The organism is Streptomyces monomycini, assembly GCF_022271435.1.
Taxonomy (GTDB): Bacteria; Actinomycetota; Actinomycetes; order Streptomycetales; family Streptomycetaceae; genus Streptomyces; species Streptomyces monomycini.
This window is the reverse complement of record NZ_JAFIQY010000007.1, coordinates 13,570-35,655: the sequence shown is the minus strand read 5'-3', so window position 1 is coordinate 35,655 and position 22,086 is coordinate 13,570. Positions and strand designations below refer to the sequence as shown.

The 22,086-nt window shown below is 72.2% G+C and carries 15 protein-coding genes; 7 read left to right on the top strand and 8 right to left on the bottom strand.

Annotation, left to right across the window (positions count from 1 at the left end; all coding sequences use genetic code 11):
• Window positions 1-5: 5 nt before the first annotated feature.
• Together JXZ78_RS40205 and JXZ78_RS11350 are read right to left on the bottom strand one after the other, a co-directional pair.
• Complete coding sequence (locus JXZ78_RS40205; protein WP_275127684.1) at window positions 6-6,854, bottom strand: non-ribosomal peptide synthetase; 6,849 nt, start codon at window positions 6,852-6,854, stop codon at window positions 6-8.
• Between the two features lie 791 nt (window positions 6,855-7,645).
• Complete coding sequence (locus tag JXZ78_RS11350; RefSeq protein ID WP_238782856.1) at window positions 7,646-7,789, bottom strand: hypothetical protein; 144 nt, start codon at window positions 7,787-7,789, stop codon at window positions 7,646-7,648.
• A gap of 18 nt (window positions 7,790-7,807) precedes the next feature.
• Here JXZ78_RS11350 and JXZ78_RS11345 point away from each other — a divergent pair, with 18 nt between their 5' ends.
• Entirely contained in the window at window positions 7,808-8,236 is a 429-nt protein-coding gene (locus JXZ78_RS11345) for a TetR family transcriptional regulator C-terminal domain-containing protein (protein ID WP_238782855.1), read from the top strand.
• Between the two features lie 87 nt (window positions 8,237-8,323).
• On the opposite strand, the gene JXZ78_RS11340 is transcribed toward JXZ78_RS11345, so the two are convergent.
• Window positions 8,324-9,244 (bottom strand): helix-turn-helix transcriptional regulator, encoded by a 921-nt coding sequence (locus JXZ78_RS11340; RefSeq protein WP_238782854.1) that lies wholly within the window; start codon window positions 9,242-9,244, stop codon window positions 8,324-8,326.
• Between the two features lie 154 nt (window positions 9,245-9,398).
• Here JXZ78_RS11340 and JXZ78_RS11335 point away from each other — a divergent pair, with 154 nt between their 5' ends.
• On the top strand, window positions 9,399-10,352 hold the full coding sequence (locus JXZ78_RS11335; RefSeq protein WP_238782853.1) for an aldo/keto reductase: 954 nt from the start codon (window positions 9,399-9,401) through the stop codon (window positions 10,350-10,352).
• Window positions 10,353-10,403: 51 nt separating this feature from the next.
• Here JXZ78_RS11335 and JXZ78_RS11330 read toward each other — a convergent pair whose 3' ends face one another.
• On the bottom strand, window positions 10,404-11,870 hold the full coding sequence (locus JXZ78_RS11330) for an MFS transporter (RefSeq protein WP_238782852.1): 1,467 nt from the start codon (window positions 11,868-11,870) through the stop codon (window positions 10,404-10,406).
• A 198-nt stretch (window positions 11,871-12,068) separates the two neighbouring features.
• Here JXZ78_RS11330 and JXZ78_RS11325 point away from each other — a divergent pair, with 198 nt between their 5' ends.
• Both JXZ78_RS11325 and JXZ78_RS11320 read left to right on the top strand, forming a co-directional pair.
• Window positions 12,069-12,905 carry a helix-turn-helix transcriptional regulator gene (locus tag JXZ78_RS11325; RefSeq protein WP_238782851.1) on the top strand — a complete coding sequence of 279 codons (837 nt, stop codon included), beginning with the start codon at window positions 12,069-12,071 and terminating at the stop codon, window positions 12,903-12,905.
• A 304-nt stretch (window positions 12,906-13,209) separates the two neighbouring features.
• Window positions 13,210-14,250 (top strand): serine hydrolase domain-containing protein, encoded by a 1,041-nt coding sequence (locus JXZ78_RS11320; RefSeq protein WP_238782850.1) that lies wholly within the window; start codon window positions 13,210-13,212, stop codon window positions 14,248-14,250.
• A 357-nt stretch (window positions 14,251-14,607) separates the two neighbouring features.
• On the opposite strand, the gene JXZ78_RS11315 is transcribed toward JXZ78_RS11320, so the two are convergent.
• Window positions 14,608-14,760 (bottom strand): hypothetical protein, encoded by a 153-nt coding sequence (locus JXZ78_RS11315; RefSeq protein ID WP_238782849.1) that lies wholly within the window; start codon window positions 14,758-14,760, stop codon window positions 14,608-14,610.
• A 200-nt stretch (window positions 14,761-14,960) separates the two neighbouring features.
• Between JXZ78_RS11315 and JXZ78_RS11310 the strand changes: the two genes are divergently transcribed.
• The 3 genes from JXZ78_RS11310 (at window position 14,961) to JXZ78_RS11300 (ending at window position 17,569) form a co-directional block, all read left to right on the top strand.
• Window positions 14,961-15,680 carry an SDR family oxidoreductase gene (locus JXZ78_RS11310; RefSeq protein ID WP_238782848.1) on the top strand — a complete coding sequence of 240 codons (720 nt, stop codon included), beginning with the start codon at window positions 14,961-14,963 and terminating at the stop codon, window positions 15,678-15,680.
• A gap of 100 nt (window positions 15,681-15,780) precedes the next feature.
• Window positions 15,781-16,131: a hypothetical protein gene (locus JXZ78_RS11305; protein ID WP_238782847.1), complete on the top strand. Its 351-nt coding sequence runs from the start codon at window positions 15,781-15,783 to the stop codon at window positions 16,129-16,131.
• 196 nt (window positions 16,132-16,327) lie between these two features.
• The gene (locus JXZ78_RS11300) at window positions 16,328-17,569 is read left to right on the top strand and encodes a hypothetical protein (RefSeq protein WP_238782846.1); all 1,242 of its coding nucleotides are present in this window, start codon (window positions 16,328-16,330) and stop codon (window positions 17,567-17,569) included.
• Between the two features lie 136 nt (window positions 17,570-17,705).
• Here JXZ78_RS11300 and JXZ78_RS11295 read toward each other — a convergent pair whose 3' ends face one another.
• The 3 genes from JXZ78_RS11295 to JXZ78_RS40710 form a co-directional block, all read right to left on the bottom strand.
• Entirely contained in the window at window positions 17,706-18,986 is a 1,281-nt protein-coding gene (locus tag JXZ78_RS11295) for a cytochrome P450 (protein WP_238782845.1), read from the bottom strand.
• A gap of 188 nt (window positions 18,987-19,174) precedes the next feature.
• Complete coding sequence (locus JXZ78_RS11290) at window positions 19,175-20,260, bottom strand: methyltransferase (protein ID WP_238782844.1); 1,086 nt, start codon at window positions 20,258-20,260, stop codon at window positions 19,175-19,177.
• 82 nt (window positions 20,261-20,342) lie between these two features.
• Window positions 20,343-22,004, bottom strand: a complete 1,662-nt coding sequence (locus JXZ78_RS40710) for a serine hydrolase domain-containing protein (protein ID WP_238782843.1) — start codon at window positions 22,002-22,004, stop codon at window positions 20,343-20,345.
• Window positions 22,005-22,086 lie beyond the last annotated feature (82 nt).

The window sequence follows — 22,086 nt, the reverse complement described above, 5'->3', positions numbered from 1 at the left end:
GCAGTTCACGGGTCAGCTCGAAACGGTGGGTCGCCGCCGCGGCGACGGTCGCGGCGAGTTCGTCCCCCGTCCGCGACGTGCCGTACCGGCAGCTCGACGGAGGCGGCGGCCGGACCGGCGTCCAGGACGGCCTGCCGCGGTGTGCCGCCGCTGTCCGGGAAGACGGTGCGCAGGCTCTCGTGCCGGGCCACCACGTCGCCGAGCGCGGCGGTGAGCGCTGCGCGGTCGAGCGGGCCCTCCAGCCGTACGACGAAGGGCAGGTTGTAGTTGGGGTTCGCCCCTTCGAGCTGGTGCAGGAACCACAGCCGGCGCTGCGCGAACGACAGCGGCACCGTCTCCGGGCGCCGGGCGAAGGGCCGGAGCGGGGGGCGCCTGCGGCCGGACCGGTCCTTCAGCCGGGCCGCGAGCCCGGCCACCGTGGGCGTCTCGAACACGGCCCGGACGGGCAGTTCGGCGCCGAGCACGGTCCGCACCCGGCTGACGAGGCGGGTGGCGAGCAGGGAGTGGCCGCCGAGGGCGAAGAACCCGTCGTCGGCACCGGCCCTGGGGACGCCCAGCACCTCGGCGAACAGGCCGCAGAGGATCTCCTCCTCCGGGCTGCGCGGCGGGCGGCCGGTGCTCGCCGGGGCCAGGGCGGGGGCGGGCAGAGCCCGCCGGTCCACCTTGCCGTTGCGGGTCAGCGGCAGCGCGCCGAGGGTGGTGAACAGCGCCGGGACCATGGGCTCGGGCAGCCGCCGCGCCAGGTACGCGCGCAGCTCCGCCGGGTCCACCGGTTCCGCACCGGCCCCGTCGGCCGGTACGACGTACGCCGCGAGCCGCTGGTCGCCGGGCCGGTCCTCCCGTACCGTCACCGCCGCCCGCGCCACCGAGGGGTGACCGGCCAGCGCGGCCTCGACCTCGCCGGGCTCGACCCGGTGGCCGCGGATCTTGACCTGCTCGTCGGCGCGGCCGGCGAAGAGCAGCACGCCGTCGGCGGTCCACCGGGCGAGGTCCCCGGTCCGGTACATCTGCTCCCCCGGCGCGCCGAACGGGCAGGCCACGAAGCGCTCCGCCGTCAGGCCGGGGCGGCCGAGGTAGCCGCGCGCGAGCTGCGGCCCGGCGACGTACAGCTCCCCGGGCACGCCCGGCGGCACCGGACGCAGCCCGGCGTCGAGGACGTACGCCCGCATACCGGCCATCGGCCGGCCGACGGGGACGGTGGCGCCGCCCGTCGTCCCGCCGGGGGCCAGGGGGAGGTCCAGGCATCCGACGGTGGCTTCCGTCGGCCCGTAGTGGTTGACGACGGCCACCTCGGGGTGGCGTGCGCGCCACTCCTGAAGGGGGCCGGCGGGCAGCGCCTCACCGCCGAGCACGAGCTGCCGCACCGGGGAGAACCCGGCAGGCAGCGCGGCCAGCAGGCCCAGGTGGCTCGGGGTCGCCTTCATGAACGTCGCCGGGGTACGGGCCAGCAGCGCCGTCAGCCAGGGGTCGTCGTCCAGCCCGGCCACGACCGCGCACCCGCCGGAGGTCAGCGCTCCGTACAGTCCGGTGACGGCCAGGTCGTAGGCCAGGGACGTGGGGACGAGGACCGTCCCGTCCAGGCCGGTGTAGACGCGCCGGGCGCGGGCCACGTAGTGCGCGAGGCCGCGGTGGGTGACCACCACGCCTTTGGGGCGGCCCGTGGAGCCGGAGGTGTAGATCACGTACGCGGGGTGGTCCGGCAGCCGCGGGGCGCTCCGCTCGGTGTCGGTCGGGCGGGTCGCGGACTGCCGCTCCAGCGCCCGTACGGTGTCGGGGTGGTCGAGCAGCAGGCGGGCGGGGGCGGTGCCTTCGGGAAGCCCGGCCGCCGACGGGCCGTCCGTCAACAGCAGGGCGGGGGCGGCGTCGTCGAGCAGTCCGGCGATACGGGCACCGGGCTGCGCCAGGTCGAGCGGCAGGTAGGCGGCGCCGGTCTTGAGCACCGCGAGCAGCGCGACGACGAGTCCGGCGGAGCCGGGCAGCGCGACGGCGACCACCCGCTCCGGGCCGATGCCCCGGGAGATCAGCAGGCGGGCCAGGCGGTTGGCCCGGGCGTCGGCCTGCGCGTAGGACAGTTCGGCGTCGGGTGCGGCGACCGCGCGGGCCTCCGGGGTGGCGGCGGCCTGTCGCTCGAACAGCTCCGGCACCGACACGGCGGGCAGGGCGCCCTCGGCAGCGGCTCCGGAGCCGTTCCACTCGGTCAGCAGGCGGTGGCGTTCGGGCTCGCCGAGGATCTCCAGGGCGCCCAGCGGCAGCTCAGGATCGGCCGCCGCGGCCACCAGCAGCCGTACGAAACGGTCCGCCAGCGCCTCGACGGTGCCCCGCTCGAACAGGTCGGCGCTGTAGCCGACGTACCCCTCGACACCACCGGGGCCGCCTTCGGCGTCCGCGGCCTCGGTCAGGTTGAACGTCAGGTCGAACTTGGCGGTGCCCGAATCCACCCGCTCGGCCTCGGCGCGCAGTCCGGGCAGCGCTTCCGGCGCCGCCGTCCGGCCGGTGAGCGTCAGCAGCACCTGGAACAGCGGGTGCCGGCTCAGCGACCTGGCGGGGTTGAGCACTTCCACGAGGTGCTCGAAGGGCACGTCCTGGTGGGCGTAGGCGGCCAGGTCCGTCTCCCGTACGCGGGCGAGCAGTTCGCCGAAGCCCGGGTCGCCGGAGGTGTCGGTGCGCAGGACCACGGTGTTGACGAAGCAGCCGATCAGGTCGTCCAGGGCGTCGTCGGTGCGTCCCGCGACGGGTGAGCCGAGGGGGATGTCGGTGCCCGCGCCGTGCCGGGTCAGCAGCGCTGCCAGCCCGGCCTGGAGGACCATGAACAGCGTCACCCCGTGGGCCTCGGCCAGCGCCGCGAGCCGCGCGTGCAGGGCTGCGTCCAGGCGCAGCGGCACGGTGCCGCCACGGTGGCTCGCCACGCCGGGGCGGGGGCGGTCGGCGGGCAGAGCGAGTTCGTCGGGGAGCCCGGCCAGTGTGCGGGCCCAGTACGCCACCTGCCGCGCGATGAGGCTGTCCTCGTCGCGCTCCTCCCCCAGCAGCTCCAGCTGCCACAGCGTGTAGTCCGCGTAGGTCACCGGCAGCGGGGCCCAGGACGGCTCCTCGCCGCGCAGGCGGGCCGCGTAGGCGGTGGACAGGTCGCGGCCCAGGGGCACCATGGACCAGGCGTCGCCCGCGATGTGGTGCACCACCAGCGACAGCACGTGCCGGTCCGGGCCGAGCGCGAACAGCGCGGCGCGCAGCGGCAGTTCGGTGGTCAGGTCGAAGCCGGTGGCGGCGCCCTCCGCCAGGGCCTCCGCCAGCTCGGCCGCGCCGATGTCGCGCACCGGCAGGGTGACGGCGGCGGCACCGGGGTCGCGCACCACCTGCCGCGGCACGCCGTCGGCCTCGGGGAAGACCGTACGCAGACTCTCGTGCCGGGTGACGACGTCGGTGAGCGCCGCCTCCAGGGCGGCCCGGTCGAGGGCGCCCTCCAGCCGCAGGACGAACGGCATGTTGTAGTCGGCTCCGGCCTCGCGGCCCTCCAGCCGGTTGAGGAACCACAGCCGCCGCTGGGCGAACGACAGCGGCAGTGCCTCGGGCCGCTCCGCGCGCCGCACGACCGGCCGGGCTTCCGCGCCCGATTCCCGTACCGCCGTGGCCAGTCCCGCCACGGTCGGCGTGTCGAACAGGACGCGGATCGGCAGTTCGGCGCCGAGGACGGTCCGTATCCGGCTCAGCAGCCGGGTCGCCAGCAGGGAGTCCCCGCCGAGGTCGAAGAAACTGTCGTCGACACCCGCTTGATCCACGCCGAGGACCTCGGCGAACAGGTCGCACAGCACCCGCTCGGCCGCGTCGCGCGCCGGGCGCCGCACAGCGGCCGGGGTGTACTCCGGAGCAGGCAGGGCGGCCCGGTCCAGCTTGCCGTTGGCCGTCAGGGGCAGCCGGTCCAGGACGACGACGGCCGCCGGGACCAGGTGTCCCGGCAAGTGCCGCCCGGCGAACTCACGCAGTGCGGCGGGCTCAGGGCGGGGGCCGTCAGCGGGCACCGCGTAGGCCACCAGCCGCCGGTCGCCGGGCCGGTCCTCGCGCAGCAGCACCACGGCCCGCGCCACCGTCTCGTGCCGGGCCAGTACGGCCTCGACCTCTCCCGGCTCGATACGGAACCCGCGCAGCTTGACCTGGTCGTCCGCCCGTCCCGCGTGGTCCAGCCGGCCGTCCGCGTGCCTGCGCACCCGGTCCCCGGTGCGGTACATCCTCCCCCAGCCTTCGGCCGGGGGGACCCCCATGCCCGGCGCGCCGAACGGGCAGGCCACGAACCGCTCCGCCGTCAGGCCGGGACGGCCGAGGTAGCCGCGGGCGAGGCCGGGGCCCGCCACGTACAGCTCACCGGTGACGCCCGGGGGAACCGGCCGTAAGGCGTTGTCGAGCACGTAGGCACGCAGGTCGGGTATCGGCTCGCCGATCACGCTGCGGGGCGGGTCGGCGGCGGCGTCCCGCTCGTCCAGCGGGGCGTGGGTGACGTGCACGGTGGTCTCGGTGATGCCGTACATGTTCACCAGGCGCGGTGTGTCGGCCGGGTGGCGCCGGTACCATTCGCGCAGCCTGCCGGGGTCCAGCGCCTCACCGCCGAAGACGACCGTGCGCAGGGCCAGCCGCGCGGACAGCTCCGGGTGATCCTGATCGGCCTGGATCAGCGGGTAGAAGGCGGACGGCGTCTGGTTGAGCACCGTCACCCGGTGGCGTACGAGCAGGTCGAGGAAACGCTCGGGCGAACGGCTCACGTCCTGCGGGACGACGACCAGGCGGCCGCCGTGCAGGAGCGCTCCCCACAGTTCCCACACGGAGAAGTCGAAGGCGTAGGAGTGGAACAGCGTCCACACGTCGTCGGGGCCGAAGCCGAACCACGCCTCGGTCTGCCGGAACAGCCGCACCACGTTGCGGTGCGGGACCGACACGCCCTTGGGGGTGCCGGTCGACCCGGAGGTGTAGATGACGTAGGCCGGATGGGCGGGATCGAGCCGCCCGGCCCGCTCGGCGTCGGTCAGGTCGCCTCCGGGCCCGTCGGCCAGGGCCCGGACGGTGGCGTCGCCGTCCAGCCGCACGACCCGCACGCCGTCCGCTCCGTACGGAGTCCCGCCGGCCGGTTCGCCCGTCGTGACCAGGCACACGGGGTCGGCGTCACGGAGCATGAGTGCGATGCGCTCCGCCGGGTGACCAGGATCGACCGGCAGGTACCCGGCGCCCGTCTTCACCGCCGCGAGCAGCGCCACCACCAGGTCGGCGGAGCGCGGCAGCGCCACGGCCACCAGCCGCTCCGGGCCCGCTCCCCGCTTCAACAGCAGTCGGGCCAGCCGGTTGGCGCGCTCGTTCAGTTCGGCGTAGGTCAGCTCGCCGTTCTCGGTGACGACGGCGACGGCGCCGGGGGTGCGCGCCGCCTGCTCCTCGAACAGCAGCGGCAGGGTGAGGCCGGGAGCGCCGGGCTCAGTGCCGTCCGCCGCCTTGGAACCCTGTTTGAAGCCGTTCGCCGCAGGCTGCGCGGGCAGCACCGCTGCATGCTCGCCGCGCAGCAGAAAGTCGATACGACCGACGGGCCGTTCCGGGTCGGCCGTGGCGAAGCTCTCCAGCAGGCGCAGGAAGCGCTGCTGGTGCGCGGCGGTCTCCGCCGCGTCGTACAGGGCCGGGTTGGCGTCGATGTCGAGGTGCAGCGCGCCGCCGCCCAGGCGGTCGTCGACGCGGACGGAGAGGTCGGCGACGGGCCCGATGGACAGGTTGTGGGCGGTCGCCTTGGCCTCGCCGAAGGTCAGTTCGGAGGCGAAGGACATGATGTTGACGGTCGGGCCGAAGAGGCGGCGCTCGCCGCCGACCGACCGGAGATCGCGGATGATGTCCTCGTACCGGTACCGCTGATGCCTGAGCAACTGCCGGGCCTCGTCGGATACTTGGCGAACCAGATCCCGGCCGCTCATGCCGGGCCGGACCTCGACCCACAGCGGCAGTTCGTTGGACATCGGTCCGCGGATGTGCCGGCCGCCACCGTTGCGCGCGGTCACCGGAATACCGAGAGCCACCTCGTCGGCGCCGGTCATCCGGCCCAGGTAGAGCGCCGTGGCGGCGATCAGAGGCACCGGCAGGCCGACGCCCAGCCGTCGTGCCAACGCCCGCAGGCCGTCGGCGGTCGCGTCCGGTACGCGAGTGCCGTACCGCAGGAAACTCCGCGAGACCCGGGCCGTCCGGCCCGCGAGGTTCACCGGCTCGGGACGGCCCTCCAGCCGGTCCAGCCAGTGGTCCCGGTCACGCGCGAAGCGCTCCGACTCCCGGTACGCGGCGTCGTCGGCCAGCAGCAGGTCCAGCGAGCCGCTGCCGTCCTCGCGCTGTGGCGCCCCGGTGACCAGAGCCGTGTATATCTCTGCCACCCGGTGCGTGAACAGCGCGCACATGTAGCCGTCGGTGACGAGGTGATGGGCGCGCAGATAGAAGAAGGTGCGGCCGGCCCCGGCCAGCAGCAGCGCCAAGGTGACCGTCCGGCCCGCCTCCAGGCCACCCGGCCGGGCCGTCTCCGCCCGCATCCAGGCTTCGGCAGCCGCACGCGGGTCCGGCTCCGCACCGACGTCGAGTATGCGGAACGGCCAGTCGCCCACGGGTTCGACCGTCTGGTGCGGCCCCTGACCGTCGTCGGTGAAGCGGACGTTGAGCGAGTCGGTCTCCGCCACCGCCCGCCGCACCGCGGTTTCGAACGCGGGCAGATCGAGGGGGCCCTCGATCTCCACGTACTCGGCGGTGTGATAGCTGGGGCTGTCCGGGTCGAGCTGCTGCGCGAACCAGATGCCACGCTGCGCCGACGACAGGGGCCGGCTGTGGTGCGGAGTACCGGGCACTACCCTTCCCATCTTCTTGCGATGCCCGCCGGGCGGCGGAGCAGGTGGAAACCGCGCCGCTGCCCTGGCGCGGACGGCCCGTGGGCGTGCGGGGTACCGCATGCCGTGGCGGGTCGCGCGGGTTCGGGGTGCCGGTACGGGCCGCCGACGAGACGGTGCGGCCTGCGGGCCGCCCCGGGAGAGCGGCAGTGTGATGTTCGAATGAGCGGATTTCGGGTCGGAGGGGCATAACCTGCCCGACGCGAAGGACGATACAGAGGTTCAACATTCGAACACCACGTGCCTCACGTCACGTTTAACCCCCACCGACACCGCGCCGCGAGACGCCTTCGCTGGTCAGAGTGGCAGACATGAAACCGGTTACATGGTTACCCACGGCGCGAACCGAACGATCATGACGAAAACCGACCGCCCGTCCCATGCGATTTGAGTCATTGCGCCGACGCACCCGGCACACGTCATTCCGGTCGCCACGGAACCCCGGGAGGCACCACGGAAGCAACGTGACCCGGCGGCGCCGACAGGCCGGGGCGGGGAGGGCAATCCGGCGTACGGGAAGGGCCATTCAGGCGCACGCGAAGGGCATCTCCATCGCACGGAAAGGGCAGTCGGACCCACGGGAAGGGCACTTCCGGTGCACGCGGAGGTGCCCCACCGCCCCCACTGCCGGACCGACCCCCGGCACATCAGCCCACGCGGCACCCCACGGCACCCCACAACGCCTCACTCAAACCCCAACACCGCCCGAAAGCGGGAAAGTTAACGTCGAAGAAACAACTTTCGGCCGCACCACACAGTCCCCCTCACCCCTCCCCGCCCTCCCCCTCACTCCGCGGCCACAGGGCGATGGCGACCAGCACCGCGGCCCAGGTCCCCAACGGCGTCACAGGCCAGTAGAAGGCCAGCTCCTCCTTGCGCAGGCACCGCACACCCCAGACCGCCGACATGATCACCCCGCCGCCGAGATGGCGGGCGAGCGCATCGAGGCACGGACGGCCGCCGTCGATCCCGGACTGCCGGCGCGCGCGGCCCTTCGAGCCCTGGTGCTGACCGCCCTGCCCGTGGACGCCGAACGCCGGGCCGAGGCAGCGGCCCAGCTGTCTTCGCCGTCCGTGCCGCACACCACGCACCACTCGCCCAAGTACGCCGCCGGGTCGACCGGGAGGTCCGGGAGACCCCTCGCACACTGGCTCGCCTCCGCCGGATACGGTCAGGGCCCCGACCCCGCCGCGGACTGTCTGGCGATCGCCGACGCGGTGATCGCCCTCTCCGACGGGCTGGCCCTGCGCATGCTGTACACACCCCACACCCACGACGTCCTGGTACGCGCCCTGGACCGCGGGCTGGAGGCACTGATCCCGGCACGGACCTCCGAGAAGCCGGGCGCGCGGTAGGGCGCGTTTCCCGTGCGCTGGTTCACAGCCGGTCATGGCCGGCGGCGACGGGAACGGTCGCCTCGTGGCGGACGGAACCGCGACGGATCAGAGCGGCCCGGACCGAGGAGCATCGCGGGTGGGCTGTGCCGCCCGGGATTCCGTGGCTGCCCAGATGGCGAGGAGTTTGAGCCGGTCCTCGGACGGGGTGCCGGGTTCGGCGGTGTAGATGATCAGGTCGTGCACGGCTCGGCCCGGCAGGGGCAGGCCGAGGGACTGGAAGGTCAGTTCCAGGTGGCCGACGTCGGGGTGCCGCAGCCGTTTGACGCCGTCGTGGCGCATCAGGACGTCGTGCGCGGCCCACTGGCTGCGAAACTCCGGGCTGAGGGTGGACAGCTCGCCGACGAGTTCGCGCAGTGCCCGGTCACGGGGCTCGCGCCCGGCCTCGGCGCGCAGCAGGGCGGCGGTGGCGACGCCGGCGGCGCCCCAGTCGGCGAAGAAGTCCTGCGCGCCCGGGTCGAGGAAGACATAGCGGGCGATGTTGGGGCGGCCGCGCTTGTCGATGGTGGCGCTGTCGAACATCGGCGCGAGCAGGACCCGGGCCAGGGGGTTGCCGGCGACGATGTCCGTACGGCCGTTGCGTACGAACGCCGAGGACATCGTCATGGAGTCGAGCAGCCACTGGACCCGGGTCGGCACCTCGACGTCCCCGCGACGCGACGGCGTGCGGCTCGTGTGCCGCGACGACCGGGCCAGGTCGAACAGGTGGGTGCGTTCGTCGTCGTCCAGCCGCAGGGCACGAGCGACCGCGTCGAGGACGTCTTCGGACACGCCGCCGATGTGGCCCTTCTCCAACCGCGTGTACCACTCCGTGCTCACGCCGGCGAGGACGGCGACCTCCTCGCGCCGCAGCCCGGCGACCCGGCGGCGGGTACTGGTCGGCAGTCCGGCCTGCGCCGGGGTGATCCTGGCGCGTCGGCTGACCAGGAAGTCCCGGATCTCGCCGCGGTTTCCGGGCTGCTGGTCCATGTCCTCCATGGTAGCCACCGGCCACGGCGCGAGGGGGGTTGAGGTTGTACCCCCCATAGACGCGACCTTCTCCGGTGGCGGCGGTCGCGGTCTGCTGGGGTGCGAACGTTCCGACACGTTCCCGGAACAGACAACGGAGAAACGGAGACCGGACATGACGAGCAAGGCGCTGACGGTGCCGCCGGTGGCGTTGGGCACCTGGGCCTGGGGAGACAGCGGCCAGGCGGGCGACGGCTACTTCGGCAGTCAGCTGAGCGAGTCCGGCCTGCGAGAGGTCGTGGAGAAGGCGCAGTCGAACGGGCTCACCTTGTGGGACACCGCGGTGGCGTACGGCATGGGCCGCTCGGAGACCGTCCTCGCCAAGGCACTGTCGGACTATGACCGCAGCGCATACCAACTGTCGACGAAGTTCACCCCGCAGCTCGCGGGCGACGGCGACGATCCGGTCGCGGACATGCTGGGGCAGAGCCTCGACCGCATGAGTACGGACTACGTGGATCTCTTCTGGATCCACAACCCTGCCGACGTGGCGCGATGGACGCCGTCTCTGATCCCGCTGCTCAAGAGCGGCACCATCAAGCATGTCGGCGTCTCGAACCACAACAAGGAGGAGATCGCTCAAGCCGATCGGATCCTCGGCGAGGCCGGCTTCCGCGTGGAGGCGGTCCAGAATCACTACAGCCTCCTGTACCGGAACTCCGAGCGCGCGGGCATCCTGGACCACTGCCGCGAGCACGACGTGCGGTTCTTCTCCTACATGGTCCTCGAACAAGGAGCGCTGAGCGGCAGGTACAGCCCGGCGAATCCGTTGCCGGAGGGGAGCAGCCGGGCGGCCGTGTACAACGGCATCCTGCCCCAGCTGCGGGCGCTGACGGACCGGATGGGGGTGATCGGCAAGGAGCGGGGCGCCTCCGCCGCCGATGTCGCCACCGCCTGGGCCATCGCCAAGGGAACCACCCCGGTCATCGGGGTCACGAAGGCGGGTTACCTCGACGGGTTGGTCCGCGCCCGCGGCATCGAGCTCGCCGACGAGGAGGTCGCGGAACTGGAGGCGCTGGCGGATGCGGCGGGCGTCGACACGCGCGGCTGGTGGGAGCAGGAGATGTAGCAGCGGCCGGAACCGGAGGAGGGACCGCGTCCGTTCCGGGCCCGGCCCGCGTCAAGCCCGCGGTTCGGGCATCTTGGCCACCTCGGCCACCTCCGGAGCCGACGGCTGCCGCGCGGGCGCGGCGGCCCCGGCGGCGGGCGCGGTACGGCGTGTGGTGGCCAACGTGAGGACGACCATGGCCAGGCCACAGCCGGTGACGATCCAATATCCCGGGAGCACCGCCCGGGTGAACGGCGTACCGGATCGGTGCAGGTTGGCGGTGAGCACCGCGCCGAGCACCGCGACCCCCAGTGCCTGCCCGAACTGGCGGCTGGTGGCAACGATCGCCGCGGCCACACCGGCCTGTTCCCGCGGCAGGCCGGACATGGCCGCGTCGGTGACCGGCGTGTTGGCCAGTCCGACACCGACGCCGATCAGGACGTACGCCGTGAAGAGCAGCGTGTCCGTCGTGAGAGCGCCGCCGGTGGCGAGCAGGGCACCGCCCGCGGTGGTGGCGGCCCCGGCCAGGAGGAGCGGCAGCCGGGGCCCGCGGGTGGCTGTCAGCCGTCCGGAGAGCGGCGAGGTGACGATGTTCATGACCGCCATGGGCAGCAGGTACAGGCCCGCGGTCATGGCCGACAGGCCGCGTACGTTCTGCAAGTAGAGCGTGTTGAGAAAGAGGAAGCCACCGAGTACGAAGAAGGAGCAGACCGCTGTGACACTGGCGCCGCTGAACCCGGCGCTGCGGAAGACCCGCAGGTCCACCAGTGGTTCGGTGCGCCGCCGTTCGTAGCGGACGAGCGCGAGGAGCGCGGCCGGTGCGGCCAGGGCGCAGGCGAGAGTGCGCGGGGCGGTCCAGCCGGTGCCGGGGCCCTCGATGATCGCGTACGTCAGGCAGCCGAGCAGCACCGTGACCATGGCCTGTCCGACCGGGTCCATCCGGCGCGGCCGGGGCGCACGGGATTCCGGTACGAAGCGCGCGGCGCAGACGAACGCGGCCAGTCCGATCGGCAGGTTGAGCCAGAAGATCGACCGCCAGCCCAGGCCCTGGACGAGCACCCCGCCCACCATCGGGCCCACCGCCATTGACACCCCCATCACCGCGCCCCAGACACCGATCGCCCGGGCGCGTTCCCGTGGTCCGGTGAAGGTGTTGGTGAGGATGGACATGGCCACCGGGTTGAGCATCGAGGCCCCGGCCGCCTGGACCGTGCGGAAGGCGATGAGCCAGCCCAGGCCCGGGGCGAGGCCGCACAGGAGCGAGCCGAGGGTGAACAGGGCCAGGCCGGTCCGGAAGACGCGGCGGCGACCGAGCCGGTCCCCGGCGGAACCGGCGAGCATCAGCAGCGCGGCCAGCACGATCAGGTAGGCGTCGATGGTCCATTGCAGTCCCGAGAGCGGGCTGCCCAGATCACGCTGCATCGCCGGCAGCGCCACGTTGAGCACCGTGTTGTTGAGGTTGCTGAGGAAGACGCTCGTGCAACAGACCGCCAGGACGAGATGGCGTCCCCGGCGGGTGAGTTCGGCTTGAGTGGACACAGCCGGGCCCACCGTCCTTTCTTCGTGGGCCTCCGCGTCGCCCCTGTCAGGTTCCCTGCCCGCCGCGCGCAGATCGCCGCGGTGGGTTCAGCGTGCCCCGGAAGCCCGGCCGCAGGGAGGCCCTGCCGAGGGGTGCCCTGGCAGGGCCCCCCTCGCCCGGCCCGGTGAATGCATACTGCCGCTGTGAGCAACGTGCCGATGGGGAACAGAACGGAGCTGGGTGACTTCCTGCGCAGCCGGCGGGGCCGCGTCGCGCCGCAGGAGGCAGGTCTGCCGCCGTCGGCGGGGCGTCGGCGTACGGCCGGGCTGCGGCGTGAGGAGGTCGCGATCCTGGCCGGCGTCAGCATCGAGTACTACCGACGCCTGGAGCAGGGCAAGCAGCAGCGGCCGAGTCCGGCGGTGCTGGAGGCGATCGGGCAGGTGCTCAAGCTGACCGACGACGAGCGCCGCCATCTCGCGGAGCTGAGCCGCGGCCGGCCGCCGGCCCCGTTCACCGACGCGCGGACGGGCAGTGCCGCGCGCACGGTCCGGGAAGAGGTACGCCGGATGCTCGACATCACGCACCCGTACCCGGCCTGTGTGCTGAGCCGGTCCAGCGACCTGCTGGCCGCCAACCAGGGGGCGCTGCGCCTCTTCCCCGGCATCGATGACTGGCCCGAGCGGGAACGCAACACCGCGCGCTACGCCTTTCTCCACCCTTCCGCCCGGGAGCTGTACGCCGACTGGGAGGACGTGGCCCACGGCGTGGTGGCCCACCTGCGCGCCGCCGTGGTGCTGCACCCCGGCGCACCGGACCTCCGCGAACTCGTCGACGAGCTCTCCGGCCGCAGCGCCGCCTTCGCTTCCCTGTGGCAGCGTCACGACGTCCGGGCGCGCACCAACGGGCGCAAGGTGTACCGCCACCCGGTGGCGGGCCGGCTGTCGCTGACCTACGAGGCGTACGACGTGGCCCGCAGCGAAGGCCAGCGGCTGATCGTCTACCAGGCGCCGCCGGGGACACCGGATCACGAGGCGCTGCTGCGTCTGTCGGCCTGAACGGCGGGCCATCAGCCGTACGGGGGTTCTCCCCCGTACAGCCCGGGTGTCAGCAGGATGGGCGACTGATGGGGCAGCACGGCACGCTGGGGCACGAACGATGCGGGCGACAGATGCGGGAGCAGTGGTGAAGGCACGGGCAAGGGCCGCGACACGGTGGGCGGGAGTGTGCGCGGTGGCAGTGGCGGTCGGGGTGGCAGGGACCGTCCCGGCGGTGGCCGGTCCCGTACCTCTGGCGAAGACGGGATCGGCTGCCGCCGGGTCCACGGCGCCGGCCTCACCGTCCGCCCGTCTCCAGGAGGCCATGGAGCAGATGGTCGCGGACGGCTTCCCGGGTGCGGTGGCGTACGTCAGGCGCGGAGAGCGGCAGTCGCGGCCGGCGGCCGGACTCGCGGACACGGCGCGCGGCGAGCGGGCGCGGCCGGACCATCGGTTCCGGATCGCCAGCAACACCAAGGCGTTCGTATCGACGGTGCTGTTGCAGTTGGAGGGCGAGGGGCGGCTCTCGCTCGGCGACAGTGTGGAGAGGTGGCTGCCTGGCGTCGTCCAGGGCAACGGCAACGACGGCGCGGCCATCACCATCCGCCAGTTGCTCAACCACACGTCGGGGATCTACGACCCCACCAACGAGCCGGAGTTCTTCGCCCCCTACCTGAAGGACCACGACTGGGGCCACGTCTACACCCCGCGCGAGGTGATCGCCCGGTCCGTCCGGCACGCACCGTACTTCGCGCCCGGCACCGGCTGGAAGTACTCCAACACCAACTACCTGCTCGCCGGGCTGGTGATCGAGGCGGTCACCCACCACGGCGCGCCCGCCGAGATCCAACGGCGGATCCTCGCGCCGCTCGGCCTGCGGCACACCTCCTTCCCGCTGACCGACCCGGACATCCACGGCCCGCACCTGCACGGTTACGACCTCAAGGGCCGGGAGCTGACCCGTTTCAGCCCGTCCTACGACTGGACGGCCGGAGCCATGATCTCCACTGCCGACGACCTGGCCCGCTTCCACCGGGCGCTGTTCACCGGCGCCTTGCTGCGCCCGGCCCAGCAGCGCGAGCTCCAGACCACGGTGCGGTTTCCCGATGCTCCCGCGTACGGGCTCGGGGTGCAGCGCATGGACGTGTCGTGCGGCACGGAGCCGGACGCCAACTCGGTCACGGCCTGGGAGACCGACGGCGGCGGTCCCGGGTTCTTCAGCATCGCCCTGACCACCGCCGACGGCGCACGGCAGCTGGTCCTCGCCGCCAACGTCTACGACCTCGGCGCCGAGCTGGAGGGAAAGCCCCCCTTCCCGCTGAGCAAGGGGCTGCAGAAAGCCCCCGCAGCCGCCCTGTGCGACTGACCGTCTCCCAGGTCTCAGCTCTCGCGGCCCTTGTTCCGCTCCGTCACCCCACGACCGGCCAGCGGGTGATGCGGGAGGGCAGCCACCACGGAGGGGAGCCGATCTGGTGAAGAGGCCTGCCTTCGTGAACGCCGCGATGTCTCCTCGCCGAAAATCAGAGGCAGAGGCACCGTCCAACAGTGCCGTCGGCTTCCCTTTGTTCACTTTGCGCATGCTGACGCGCCGCTGTGTTCCCTGGCGCAGGTCGGTGACTTCGAGGAATCCCATGCCTCACCCAGCGCAGGAGGTCCTGGTTGACGGCGTGCGGTACGACGTGCACGGTCTGGCCACCGTCTTCGAAGAGCAGGGTTGCCTCCGTCAGCGGCGGAAAGAGCAGCAGAAGGTCCATGCCATCCGTCCTGAAACGTTCTCAGCGATGTGGTTGTAGGCCGTGGACGAACCGCTGACCTGCAGCTCGTCCATCTCACGTACCTCAAGTTCACCGAGGTCGCCGTCGACCTCGATGCTCATCCGGACGTCCATGCAACCTCCATACGGGGGTGGAGCATGAGACTGGAGTAGGCTTCTGAGCCTTCTGTCCTCGAACAGACTCGCTGTCACGTTTCAGCAGGGTCAAGGGTGCTGTCCAGCCACGATGGTCCTTGCCGCCGACCGGCGCGACGGCGCGGCACAACATGGCAAGCGGAAGACCGGGGAGCAAGGTGAACGGCATGTCAGAGGTATCGCGCGTACTGGTCACCGGCGCCGGCAAGGGCATCGGGCTCGCGCTGTCCCGGCGGCTCGCGAAGGCGGGGTACGAGGTGATCGGCGTGGCCCGGACCGCGCCCGAAGGCGAGTTTCCCGGTACGTTCCTGTGCTGCGACCTCTCCGACACCGACGCCACCGCGCGGCTGCTGGACGAGGTCACCCGGGAACGCGCGGTGTGCCGGGTCGTCAACAACGCCGGAATCGCCGAGCCCCAGCCCCTCCAGGACCTCGATCTGGCGACCCTGCATCAGGTGGTGGACCTGAACCTGCGGGCATCGGTCCAGATCGTCCAGGCCCTGCTGCCGGGCATGCGCGCGGAGCGCTTCGGCCGCATCGTCAACATCACCTCGCGGGCGACGTACGGTGCCAGGAACCGGACTTCCTACGCGGCGGCCAAGAGCGCGCTCGTGGGGTGCACCCGTGCCTGGGCCCTGGAGCTCGCGCCGGACGGCATCACCTCCAACGCGGTCTCGCCCGGCCCCACCGCGACCGAACTGTTCCGCCGTACGCGTCCCGTCGGCAGCGAAGCGGAACGCGCAGCCATCGCCTCGGTCCCGCTGGGACGCCTGGGCACTCCCGACGACGTCGCCGCGGCCGTGGCCTTTCTGCTGTCCGACGACGCGGGGTTCATCACCGGCCACGTCCTCGACGTCGACGGCGGAAGCAGTCTCGGCGGCCGTTAGAGCGCTGTTCACAAGGTGGTGAGCGAAGTTGCCGTCTCACGCGGGAACGGCAACTTCGTGTATCGGGAACCGACACGCTGGACTGATCGTCCAGTACAGCATGCCTTCCGTTCTCATTCTGGGTTTCGACCCTCACGCAGTGCCTGGTATGGACGGGGACGCCATGCGCGCTGTCCTGGACAAGGAACTGGCCCGTTTCGGCGACCATGCCATCGACGCGTCCATGACGCTGATCGCGCCGGACGCATCAGCCGAGACCACGGTGGTCGCGGCACTCTCCCGACAAGAGTGGGACGTCGTCGTCATCGGGGGCGGGATACGCAAGCCCGAACCCCTTGTGACGTTCTTCGAGCAGGTCGTGAACCTGGTCCGGCGGCATGCGCCAGGGGCCTCCCTCGCGTTCAACACCAGCGGCGGCGACAGCGTCGAGGCAGCCAAGCGGTGGCTGTGAAGCCCGGCCCTGACTGAACCGGCCCGGTTGCGCCAGGGCGGAATAAGCCCCTCCACGGCTCTTGTGGCCAGTTCCGGCCTCACGTCACCACCCCTGTGGCCGCTACATTCACCCACGACCGGACATGTACACGACCAGGGGGAAATGGGCAACGATGCGCCCCACCAGACCCGTCAGACACGTCGGAAGATCGCCCATGGCGGTGACCGCCACGGCGGCCGCCGTGGCGGTCACCGCCATGGGCCTCGCCGCCTCACCGGCTGCCGCGGCACCCACCACCACGACGGCGCAGACGCCCGCGCCCGGCGACACCTGTACGGCGGCCGACCTCGGCAGACGCCACCCGTACATCAAGTCCACCGAAGTGTCCCCGACGATCACCCACTTCAAGGGCTGGTACGTCACCGAAGGCACAACCGGCACCCAGACCGTCACCACCACCACCGAGACGACCATCACGGTCTCCGTCGGCCTCAGCGGCAAGGTCGAGGGCGGTTTCGGCACCGAGGCCCTCGGCAAGGTCGGCGCGACCCTGGGCCTGGACGTCAAGGTCGACTACACCTCCACCAGCACCGAGTCGAACGCGGTCACGTGGAACTTCAACCAGCCCGGCTACTACGGCGCCTACAAGGGCACCAAGAAGGTCACCGGCACCTACGCGAGCCTCAACTGCAACCGCGTGCAACAGAGCGGCGGCAGCTGGGCGTTGAAGTGGACCGAGGGTCCCGACGGCGGCAACTTCACCACCTACACCACCCTTGAGGAAGGCGCGGTGCGCTGCCAGGACCAGGTGCCCCCGGGCAGCATCATGGCCAAGGCACAGGCCCTCCTCGACTGCGGCTCGGCCGCCGCGAAGGCCGAGCACCCGGCGGGTGCGGTGGCGCCGACGGCGAAGCAGGTGCGGGACCGCCCCGTACAGCACCCGGCGCTCACCGGCAGCACGTCTGCCGAACAGTCCAAGGCCACCGGGCGTGGCGCGCGGGCCGCTCTCGACTGCCAGGCCCAGGTCTACAAGATCGCCGTACCCGGCAAGCCCCTGTCCTGGGGCGCCCCGCTCCTGGCGGCCGACGGTGTCCGCCTGCGGCCCTCGTCGATCTTCAGCGCCCACCTGGACAACTGGCGCCTGTGCAACGTGACGGAGCGCGACGGGGTTCTTGAGGCGTCCCTGTGGAACTGGGGCAACGGCGGGTGCGCGACCATCGCCTCGCAGAACGCGTCCACCGAACGGGCGGTCCTGCAGACGGCCCCCTGCGCGGAGGACGACCTCCAGCGGTTCTACATCTACCGCGACGTACCCGGCAGCTCGAAGATCGGTGTGCAGAACAAGTACACCGGCTCCATGATGGGCCATGACCGGTACGCGGACGGGGAGTTCATACGCCAGTACTCCAGCGGCCGGCCGGACGGTACGGGTACGTACACCCTGATCGGAGTCTGACGACCCACACTCCGTGAGCGGCCCCGCACGTGAACCCGGACCTCCCGGTTCCGTGCGGGGCCCTTCGCATCCCTGCTCCGAGCCCGGCCTCGACACCACCGGTGCCGGCCGCAAGCGCGACGCCCTCGACAACCGGTCAACCCGTCCTTGTACCCGAGGCGTCCCCGGAGAGGGTCACCGGCAGTGCGACCGGCCCGCGGACGACTGCTTCGGGCCGCCGCCAGCGGAGGGAGGGCAGCGGGACCCGCGGGGTGAGGCCGGGAGCCGCCGCGGCCAGTTCCTCCAGGGCCACGCGCAGCTGGGTGCGGGCCAGTTGGGCGCCCAGGCAGGTGTGGGCGCCGTGTCCGAAGGTCAGGTGGCGGGCGTGAGGGCGGGTGACATCCAGCCGGGAGGCGTCCGGATGCGTACGCGGGTCGAAACCGGCGTGCAGCAGGGACACCACGACGGCTTCTCCGGCACGTATCCGGACCGTGCCGAGGACCAGGTCCTGCCGCGCGACGCGGGAGAAACTCATCGGTACGACGGGGGCGTAGCGCAGCATTTCCTCCACAGCCGCGGACGACGCGCGCTCCGGGTGCGCCGCCGTGGCCAGGAGGCGCCACTGCTCGGGGTGGTCGAGCAGGGCGACGACGGCCAGGCCCAGTTGGCCGACGGAGGTCTCGTAGCCCGCGTTGAGAAGCAGCTCGACCAGGGCCGTCAGCTCCTGGTGGCTCAGCGCTCCGCTCTCGTCGTGCGCGGTGGCCAGCGAGCCCAGCATGTGGCCGCCGGGGCGGCGCCGGGCTTCGGTGATCAGATCCCTGATGTAGTCGCGCAGCGCGTCACGGGCCAGGCTCTGCTCCTCGAAGATCCCGGTGGTGATGCCCAGGGCGCGGTCCGCCAAGCCGGCGAAACGCGCGTGGTCGGCTTCCGGGACGCCGAGTACGCGGCAGATCGTCATGGCCGACAGGGGCATGGCGTACTGGGCGACGAGGTCGATGCGGGTGCGGCCGGCGAGCAGCCGGCGGGCCGTGTGCCGGATGCCGTCCTCCAGGCGGGCGACGGCCTGCGGGGTGAAGGATCGGTTCACCAGTCTGCGCAGCCGGGTGTGCTGCGGCGGATCGAGGCTGGTGAGGGCGGCCGGGTCGGGCCGGAACGGGTGGATGGCCGGTGCGGTGGGGGCGACCGCCGCGGCGCGGCTGAACCGGTCGTCGGTGAGGACCTTGCGGCCCAGGCCGAAGCCGGTGACGAGCCAGATGTGGTCACCCGTGGGAGCGACGACGGGGACGACGTCCGCGACGCTGTCCCCGGTGGGCAGGAAATCGGGAAGCGGCCCGCGCTGGGTGGTTCTCGCGAGGTCGAGGTGGTCGGCGGGCGTGGGGGGAACGGGGACACAGGGACTGTCAGGTGCGGCCTCGCCGGGCCGGGCCGGGTGGTTCATCGGTGCTCGCTCTCTCCCCGTGGAGGGGTGGGTGGGGCAGCCCGGAGGAGGCGGTCGGACGGGGACGGCCGGACGAACGACCGTACGGCGGCAGCCGGACGCCGGGCTGTCCGCCTGCCCGCCCCCACGTCACCCGCCCCCACGTCACCCGTCTGCCGCTCCCGTCACGCCCGCTCCTTCGATGCCGGCTACTTGGTACCGACGACGAGGTACTCCGGACCGTCGAGGTGGCGGACGGACGCGTTCCGGAAACCGGCCTCGTCCATCCACGCCCGGCAGTCGGCGCCGGTGTATCCCAGTCCCCCGGCGGAGACCAGCGAGACGTTGAGGCTGATCAGCAGGCCGGTGGTACGGGCTTTGCGGTCGTCGTCGATCAGGGACTCGTAGATGAGCAGCGCACCGCCCTGGGGCAGCGCGTCGTACGCCTTGCGGATGAGCATCTTCTTCGTGTCCAGGTCCCAGTCGTGCAGGACGTGGCCCATGATGAGGACGTCGGCCGTCGGCAGCGGCCCGGTGAAGAAGTCCCCGCCCTCGAACCGCGCCCGGTCGGCGATGCCCAGCTGCTTGGTGTGGGCCGTGAACCCCGCTTCGACCGCGGGCAGGTCGAAGCCGATGCCTTCCACGTGCTCGTGGCGGGTGAGGATCTGGGCCAGCAGAGCGCCCTCGGCACAGCCCACGTCCGCCACGGAGCCGACCGTGCGCCAGTCGTACGTCTCGGCCAGCGCGTGGTTGGCGCCCATGCTGTATCCGGTCATCGCCCGCAGGAAGCCGGTCACCTGGTCCGGGGCGGCGAACGCGGCACCGAAGGTGTCGTTGCCGGCGTCGGAGGCGAGCGGTTCGGGGTCGGCCGGTGCCGCCTCGCCGGAACCGCCGGATACGGCGAGCGCGCGGGAGAAGTCGAGCCGTCCGCCGGTGCGCAGGGCTTCGGTGAGACCGGCCCAGCAGGGGAAGCCCGCGTTGAGGAACTCCAGGTACCCCGAGATGTCGGTGCCCGGTTTGCCGGGGTCGAGATGACGGTCGGCCATCGGGGAGTTGCGGTAGACGCCGTCCTGCCGCTCCAGCAGGCCCATCGACACCAGGGCGTCGAGGAAGTCGGCGCCGCCGCGGCCGGTGATGCCGAGGCGGGCGCACAGCTCCGCACCGGTCGCCGGCTGCCGGGCCAGGGTCGCGAAGACGTTGAGCTCCACGGCGCTCAGCAGGACCTTCGACTTCCAGAGGGCGACCGCGAGATCGATGATGGCGTGCGGCGAGTCGGACACCGGGGGCTTGGTCATGCGGGACTCCGTTCGTGGTCGTGAGTAAGGAGGGCCGTCGGCCGGAAGGCCGAGGGAGGAGGAAGGAGAGAAAACGGTCGGGTCACGCCAGGCCCAGGTCTTCGTAGAGGGCGTCGCCGATCGCGATCATGCGTTGCTGATGCTCCTCCTGCCACGTCTTGCCATTGAGGTGCAGCGCCACGACGAGTCCGGCGTCAGGATCCGCGAAGGCCGCCGAAGTCCACAGTCCGTAGTGGCCGAACGTGCGCAGCGAGGCGTGGCGGCTGAAGGCCGTGCAGATGTCGCCCAGATGGTGCGACTCGTTGCGAAAGCCCAGTCCCCAGTCGGCGTTGCCGAAGGGGTCGACCAGGCCCACCCGGTGGCGGGCGGTGAGCGCCATGACGGTCTGGGGCCGCAGTACGCGGTCCACCCGGCCCTGGCCGCCGTTCATCAGCGCCTCGAAGAACAGCGCGAGGTCCGACATCGGGCCGCGCAGGTTGAGTCCGGGGATGGGCCGGGTGCAGGACGCTTCGGTGGCGTACCAGTGGGTGGGCTGGATGGGGGCGCCGCCCCCGGCGACATGGATCAGCGGCAGCCGGTCCGCCGTACGCCGGTACTCCCGCGGTGTGAGGACGACCCGGGTGTCGCGCATGCCGCAGGGCGCCAGGACCTCCTCGGCGAGGAACTGCTCGTAGGCACGTCCGTCGACCGCCCGGACCACATCGGCGAGCAGGAACCACGCCCACCACGGTCCGTACGTGATCTTTGTGCCCGGCCGGACGTCGCGGGGCACCGTCATCGCGCGCAGCTGCTCGCGGCGGAGCGCCACGGGTGCGGCCATGGTGCCGTGCAGGGGGTCGAGCCCCATCGGCACGGCCGAGGTGTGGGTGAGCAGTTGGTACAGGGTGACGGTCTCCCTGCCGTCGCCCGTGAACCACGGCAGGTACGCGGCGACCGGCCGCATCGGGTCGAGCAGGCCCCGCTCCCACAGCCGGCCGACAGCCACGGCGCCGACCGGCTTGGAGCAGCAGTACCAGATCGGCAGGGCGTCGCGGGTGAACGGTACGCCGGGCCGGCAGTCGCCGAGGGCCACGGACAGCCTGGTGCCCGAGTCGTGGTGCGCGATGGCGAACTGCGCGCCGGGCGTACTGCGGCCGATCTCGTCGCGCAGTACGGACATGGTGCGCGGCAGCAGCCGTTCAGCCTGCCTTCTCGCCTCCGTGTCCGGGTCCTCGTCGCCGGTTTCGGACTCCGGCGGGTACGACGGGCGGCGACCGGTTCCCGCGGATGTCCCCTGCGCGGCGGCCGGGCCGTGGCCCGCGGCAGGAGCCAGGCCCTCGGTCACGGTCCGCAGCCGGGCCAGGACGCCGGACCGGTCCTGTTGGAGCATGCGGTCCAAGAAGAAGACGAACAGGAAGACGCCTTCCAGACGCAGCCCACCATGTTCGAACAACTGCACCCGCTGTCTGCCGTCCCCGAACAACAGGACGGCGGCGTCCGCGACGCTCAGGGTGAGTACCAGGGTGGGCCGTTCGTCCCAGCCCTCGCCGGTGAAGCGCAGATGGCCGGCGGACAGGTCGGCCCGGACGAGGATGCGATCGGCGGTGCCGGCCGGGGCGTCGGTGAGGCACAGGCCCAGGGCCGGCGCCGATGACGTGTCCAGGGGGCCGGCGCCCGTCAGTTCGGCGGCGCACCGGAGCCAGCGCGGGGAGAAGAGGGGGCAGGGGGCAGGGGCGGTGGCCGCCCGGGCATCGGCCTGTGCCACCGTATGAATCCCTGTCCGGGCATCGGCCGGTACCACCTCACGGCTCCCCGCCCCGGCATCGGCCCGTGCCGCCTCACAGCTT

Excerpts from the sequence above, each read along its gene's own strand:
- JXZ78_RS40205 (WP_275127684.1), bottom strand. The coding sequence starts at position 6,854 with ATGGGAAGGGTAGTGCCCGGTACTCCGCACCACAGCCGGCCCCTGTCG.
- JXZ78_RS11350 (WP_238782856.1), bottom strand. The coding sequence starts at position 7,789 with ATGTCGGCGGTCTGGGGTGTGCGGTGCCTGCGCAAGGAGGAGCTGGCC.
- JXZ78_RS11345 (WP_238782855.1), top strand. The coding sequence starts at position 7,808 with ATGGCGGGCGAGCGCATCGAGGCACGGACGGCCGCCGTCGATCCCGGA.
- JXZ78_RS11340 (WP_238782854.1), bottom strand. The coding sequence starts at position 9,244 with ATGGACCAGCAGCCCGGAAACCGCGGCGAGATCCGGGACTTCCTGGTC.
- JXZ78_RS11335 (WP_238782853.1), top strand. The coding sequence starts at position 9,399 with ATGACGAGCAAGGCGCTGACGGTGCCGCCGGTGGCGTTGGGCACCTGG.
- JXZ78_RS11325 (WP_238782851.1), top strand. The coding sequence starts at position 12,069 with ATGGGGAACAGAACGGAGCTGGGTGACTTCCTGCGCAGCCGGCGGGGC.
- JXZ78_RS11320 (WP_238782850.1), top strand. The coding sequence starts at position 13,210 with ATGGAGCAGATGGTCGCGGACGGCTTCCCGGGTGCGGTGGCGTACGTC.
- JXZ78_RS11315 (WP_238782849.1), bottom strand. The coding sequence starts at position 14,760 with ATGAGCATCGAGGTCGACGGCGACCTCGGTGAACTTGAGGTACGTGAG.
- JXZ78_RS11310 (WP_238782848.1), top strand. The coding sequence starts at position 14,961 with ATGTCAGAGGTATCGCGCGTACTGGTCACCGGCGCCGGCAAGGGCATC.
- JXZ78_RS11305 (WP_238782847.1), top strand. The coding sequence starts at position 15,781 with ATGCCTTCCGTTCTCATTCTGGGTTTCGACCCTCACGCAGTGCCTGGT.
- JXZ78_RS11300 (WP_238782846.1), top strand. The coding sequence starts at position 16,328 with ATGGCGGTGACCGCCACGGCGGCCGCCGTGGCGGTCACCGCCATGGGC.
- JXZ78_RS11295 (WP_238782845.1), bottom strand. The coding sequence starts at position 18,986 with ATGAACCACCCGGCCCGGCCCGGCGAGGCCGCACCTGACAGTCCCTGT.
- JXZ78_RS11290 (WP_238782844.1), bottom strand. The coding sequence starts at position 20,260 with ATGACCAAGCCCCCGGTGTCCGACTCGCCGCACGCCATCATCGATCTC.